This is a genomic window from Nonomuraea sp. NPDC001684 (assembly GCF_053596515.1).
In genome coordinates this window covers 1-4,354 of sequence record NZ_JBSFGJ010000623.1, presented here as the reverse complement: position 1 = coordinate 4,354, position 4,354 = coordinate 1, and the positions used below count along the sequence as shown (strand labels likewise).

General features: G+C 68.9%; 4 protein-coding genes. All 4 read left to right on the top strand.

Translation table 11 applies throughout. The features are described 5' to 3' along the window. Positions 1-1,302, top strand: a 1,302-nt coding sequence (locus ACWCSD_RS48745; RefSeq protein WP_449926014.1) for an ABC transporter permease subunit, incomplete at its 5' end; no start/stop codon positions are given. Continuing rightward, complete coding sequence (locus ACWCSD_RS48740; protein ID WP_352350246.1) at positions 1,299-2,276, top strand: ABC transporter substrate-binding protein; 978 nt, start codon at positions 1,299-1,301, stop codon at positions 2,274-2,276. The genes ACWCSD_RS48745 and ACWCSD_RS48740, both read left to right, overlap by 4 nt. A 62-nt stretch (positions 2,277-2,338) precedes the next feature. After that, entirely contained in the window at positions 2,339-3,274 is a 936-nt protein-coding gene (locus ACWCSD_RS48735) for an ABC transporter substrate-binding protein (protein ID WP_449926010.1), read from the top strand. Beyond that, positions 3,250-4,354 (top strand): GMC family oxidoreductase N-terminal domain-containing protein (locus ACWCSD_RS48730; RefSeq protein WP_449926007.1); only part of this gene is annotated, 1,105 nt, incomplete at its 3' end. The genes ACWCSD_RS48735 and ACWCSD_RS48730, both read left to right, overlap by 25 nt.

The following is a 4,354-nucleotide window of genomic DNA, read 5'->3' as shown; positions in this document are numbered from 1 at the left end:
ATGATCTACTCGATCCCGCCCGCGATCCGGATCACCGCGCTGGCCGTCGAGGGGGTCTCCGCCACGGCGGTCGAGGCGTCGGCGTCGCTCGGCGCGACCCGCCGTCAGACGCTGTTCAAGGTGCAGCTGCCGCTGGCCCGTCCGACGATGGCGCTGGCGGTGAACCAGACCATCATGATGGCGCTGTCGATGGTCGTGATCGCGAACCTGATCTCGGCCCCCGGCCTGGGCGGCGACATCATCCGCGGCCTGTCGCGGGCCCAGGTCGGCATCATGCTCCCGGCGGGCCTGGCCATCGTGGTCATGGCCGTCGTGCTCGACCGCATGCTCATGTCGGTGGCCCGCCGCGAGGCGCACGCGTCGGTCGGCCGGCCGGACCTGGCGGTCGCGGCGGCGCTGGCGGTCGCGTGCGTGGCGGCCGGGCTCGCGCTGCCCGCGGGCTGGCCCGACGGCCTGACGGTCACCTTCGCCGGCGCGGTGAACGACGCGGTCCGCTGGGCGGAGACGACCTGGTACCCGGTCACGACGTTCGTCAAGGACCTGACCTCGGCCTTCCTGCTCAACCCGCTGGAGGGCCTGCTCACCTCCGCCCCGTGGTGGCTGGTCGCCCTCGCGGTGCTGGTCCTGGCCTGGCGGGTGAGCGGGGTACGCCCGGCGCTGACCGCGCTCGGCTGCCTGCTGGCGATCGCGCTGCTCGGCGTGTGGGAGCACGCCATGCAGACGATGACCACGGTCGCGGTGGCGGTGCTCGTCACCCTCGTCGTCGGCCTGCTGCTGGGGGTGGCCGCGGCCCGCTCGCCACGCTGGTCGGCCGTTCAGCGCCCGCTGCTGGACGCCGCCCAGACCATGCCCGCGTTCGTCTACCTGCTCCCGGCGCTGGCCCTGTTCGAGACGACCCGGTTCACCGCGATCTTCGCCTCGGTGATCTACGCGGTGCCGCCCGTGGTGCGCCTGGTCGAGGACGGCATCAGAGGGGTGCCCGGCACGGTCGTCGAGGCGGCCGCGTCGGCCGGCTCGACCCCGGGCCAGCTGCTGTGGAAGGTGCAGCTGCCGATGGCGCGGCGGGCCATCCTGCTCGCCGCCAACCAGGGCATCGTGATGACGCTGGCCATGGTCGTCGTCGGCGGCCTGGTCGGGGCGGGCGCGCTCGGCTACGACGTGGTCGTCGGCTTCTCCCAGCGCACGGATTTCGGCATGGGCTTCGTGGCGGGCATCGCGACCGTCCTGCTCGGAGTCATGCTCGACCGCATCACGCAGGGCGCCGACAGGCGCCCTTCCCCCCGAAAGAGGAAGCGCACATGAAGATTCGCCTGCTCGCAGGCCTGCTCGTTGTCGGCCTCACCGCCGTGGGTTGCGGCGGTGGCGCCAAGGTGGAGACCTCCCCCAGCTCCGCCGCCCCGTCGGCCGGCGCCGCCTCCGGCGCGGCGACGACCGGCACCGTCAAGATCGCGATCAACCCGTGGGTCGGTTACGAGGCCAGCGCGAACGTCGTCGCCTACCTGCTGAAGAACGAGCTCAAGTACGACGTGCAGCTGCCCGAGATCAAGGAGCAGGTCGCCTGGGAGGGCTTCGAGACGGGCGACGTGGACGTCATCATCGAGAACTGGGGCCATCCGGACCTGAAGAAGAAGTTCATCGACGAGAAGAAGGTCGCGCTCTCGGCGGGCTCCACCGGCAACAAGGGCGTCATCGGCTGGTACGTGCCCAAGTGGATGGCCGACAAGTACCCCGACATCACCGACTACAAGAACCTGAACAAGTACGCCGACCTGTTCAAGACGTCGGAGTCCGGCGGCAAGGGCCAGCTCCTCGACGGCGACCCGAGCTACGTCACCAACGACGAGGCCCTGGTCAAGAACCTCAAGCTGAACTACAAGGTGGTGACCGGCGGCAGCGAGGCGGCCCTGCTCAAGGCGGCCGAGCAGGCGCAGGCGCAGAAGAAGGCGCTGCTGTTCTACTTCTGGACGCCCCACTGGCTGTTCGACAAGGTCGAGCTGACCCGGGTGAACCTGCCCCCGTACACCGAGGGCTGCGACGCCGACGCCAAGAAGGTCGCCTGCGACTACGCCGAGCTGGACCTCGACAAGATCGTCAGCAAGAAGTTCGCCGACACCGGCGGCAAGGCGTACGAGCTGGTCAAGAACTTCAGCTGGACCAACGAGGACCAGAACGCGGTCGCCAACGACATGACCAACAACGGCCTGACCGGCGAGCAGGCCGCCAAGAAGTGGGTCGAGGCCAACACCGCCAAGTGGCAGGCCTGGCTCCCCAAGTGACCCCTCTTGACCGCGTCCGCGCCGGCCGCCCGCCGGCGGAGGCGCGGTCGCGGAGACCTCTCATGCGAACCAAGAAGCTGGCCGGGCCGCTGCTCGCGGCCCTGCTCCTGACGTCCTGCTCCGGCGGCGCCCCCGAGACCGGGGCCGCCGCCAAGGGCACGGTCAACATCGACGTGCACGCCTGGGTCGGGTACGAGGCCCAGGCCGCCGTCCTGGCCTACCTGCTCGAACACGAGCTGGGTTACAAGGTCAACACGCGCAAGAACAACGAGAGCGATTCCTGGCGCGATTTCGAATCCGGCAAGGTCGACGTGATCGTCGAGAACTGGGGACACAACGACCTGAAGAAGGAGTACATCGAGCAGAAGAAGGTGGCGCTGTCGGCCGGGCTCACCGGCAACAAAGGCGTGATCGGTTGGTACGTCCCCGAGTGGATGACCAAGAAATATCCCGACTTAACCGACTATCGGAACCTGAACAAGTACGCACACCTATTCCGGACCGCCAAAACCGGAAATTTGGGTCAGGTACTCGACGGGGACCCGACATTCGTCACCAACGACGAGGTTCTCATCAAGAACCTCGGCCTCGATTACAAGGTCGTCTACTCCGGCAGCGAGGACGCGCTGATCAAGGCCGCGCAGACGGCGGCGCGCACCCGCACGCCCCTGCTCATGTATTTCTACGAACCGCAATGGCTGTTCACCAAGGTCAAACTGGTCAAGGTCAACCTGCCCCCGTACGCGGTCGGCTGCGACGACGTGCCCGCCAGGGTCGCCTGCGACTACCCGCCGTACCTGCTGGACAAGATCGTCAGCAGGCGGTTCGCCGAGCGCGGCGGGAAGGCGTACGAGCTGGTGCGCAACTTCACCTGGACCAACGACAACCAGAACGCCGTGGCCGCCGAGATGATCAACGGCAAGAAGACCGCCGAGCAGGCCGCCCGGCAGTGGGTGGAGGAGAACAAGATCGTGTGGAAGGACTGGATCCCGCGTTGAGCTTCGACTTCGTCATCGTGGGCGGCGGCTCGGCCGGCTGCGCCCTGGCCAACCGGCTGAGCGCCGACCCGTCGGTGTCCGTGCTGGTGCTGGAGGCGGGCCGGCCGGACTACCTCTGGGACGTCTTCATCCACATGCCGGCCGCGCTGATGTTCCCCATCGGCAGCCGGTTCTACGACTGGAAGTACGAGTCCGAGCCAGAGCCGCACATGAACGACCGGCGCATCTACCACGCGCGCGGCAAGGTGCTGGGCGGCTCCAGCAGCATCAACGGGATGATCTTCCAGCGCGGCAACCCGCTGGACTACGAGCGCTGGGCCGCCGATCCCGGCATGGAGAACTGGGACTACGCCCACTGCCTGCCCTACTTCAGGCGCATGGAGAACTGCCTGGCCGACCCCGGCTCCCCCTTCCGTGGCGACGACGGCCCGCTGAAGCTGGAGCGCGGCCCGGCCCGCGGCCCGCTGTTCGAGGCGTTCTTCGAGGCGGTCCAGCAGGCCGGCCATCCGCTCACCGACGACGTGAACGGCTACCGCCAGGAGGGCTTCGCCGCCTTCGACCGCAACGTCCACCGGGGCCGCCGGCTCAGCGCGGCCCGCGCCTATCTGCATCCGGTGCGCCGCCGTCCCAACCTCACGGTCAGGACGCGGGCCCACGTGGAGAAGGTGCTCTTCGACGGGACGCGGGCGGTGGGCGTCCAGTGCGGCGGCGAGCGCATCGAGGCGCGCGAGGTCGTGCTGTGCGGCGGCGCGATCAACACCCCGCAGCTCCTCCAGCTGTCCGGGGTCGGGCCGAAGGCGCTCCTGGAGTCCGTGGGCGTCCGGGTGGTGCACGACCTGCCGGGCGTCGGCGAGAACCTCCAGGACCATCTGGAGGTCTACGTCCAGCACGCCTGCACGCAGCCGGTCTCGCAGCAGCCGTCGCTGGCGATGTGGCGGCGGCCGTTCATCGGCGCCGACTGGCTGTTCCTGCGGCGCGGCCCCGGCGCCACGAACCACTTCGAGGCGGGCGGGTTCATCCGCTCCAACGACGACGTCGCGTACCCGAACCTGATGTTCCACTTCCTGCCGATCGCCGTGC

Coding starts and splice junctions, on each gene's coding strand:
- ACWCSD_RS48735 (WP_449926010.1), top strand. CDS start 2,339: ATGCGAACCAAGAAGCTGGCCGGGCCGCTGCTCGCGGCCCTGCTCCTG.
- ACWCSD_RS48740 (WP_352350246.1), top strand. CDS start 1,299: ATGAAGATTCGCCTGCTCGCAGGCCTGCTCGTTGTCGGCCTCACCGCC.